This window comes from Campylobacter sp. S4:11 (genome assembly GCF_024723695.1).
Classification (GTDB): domain Bacteria; phylum Campylobacterota; class Campylobacteria; order Campylobacterales; family Campylobacteraceae; genus Campylobacter_D; species Campylobacter_D jejuni_C.
In genome coordinates this window covers 1-790 of the sequence record NZ_JANQDC010000072.1, presented here as the reverse complement: position 1 = coordinate 790, position 790 = coordinate 1, and the positions used below count along the sequence as shown (strand labels likewise).

1 pseudogene is annotated in these 790 nt (G+C 29.6%); it reads left to right on the top strand.

Features of this window, described 5'->3' with window-relative positions:
* Positions 1-790, top strand: a pseudogene (locus CAMP5053_RS08225) (ShlB/FhaC/HecB family hemolysin secretion/activation protein); the annotation flags it as partial.

Sequence of the window (790 nt, the reverse complement as noted above, 5' to 3'; positions counted from 1 at the left end):
CTTATTCTTTAGGTGGAGATTATGAAGGTTTAGGTTTTAGTGGTACTTCAAGAAATTTTGGTATAGACTTTTCTTATCCTGTATGGATTAATACTAATTCATCTTTATACTTTACTTCTAGTATTTATCATAAGATACTTAGTGATGTAACTTTAGATCTTTTAACCTTTGATAAAAGTTCTAATGTAGGTAGTATAGGTTTAGAAGGTTTATTTAGAGGCTTTGAAAATAATACCTTAAGTTATAGTGCTAAGGTAAGTATAGGTAAAGTATATGATGATGGCACTACTATATTTGGAGATACCTCTAAAAGTGGAGGTAAAGGCTTTGGTTGGTTTAGAAAACTCAATGCTAGTGTGAATAATTATTATAGTATTAATGAGTATATTACGCATACTTTAAATATAAACTATCAAAAGGTATTAGGGAATTTTGAATTAGATTCTTCTGAGAGTTCCTCTTTAGGTGGAGCTTATGGGGTAAGAGCTTATGATAATGGAGAAGGGGATGGAGATAATACCATAGTAGCTAACTTTGGTATAAGAATAAATATACCAAATACTAATTTTTATTTTACTCCTTTTTATGATGTAGGTTATGCTTGGTATGAAAAAGCTTCAGGAAGTAGATTAGCAGATGAGCATTTTTTAGATGCAGTAGGTTTACAAGTACTTTATAATAAAGCTAATGAGTATTATATAAAACTTGATGCAGCTAGAGCATTACATCAATACAAATACGATGATGAGCATAGAATGAAATTATATTTAAGTGGTGGGGTGTATTTTTA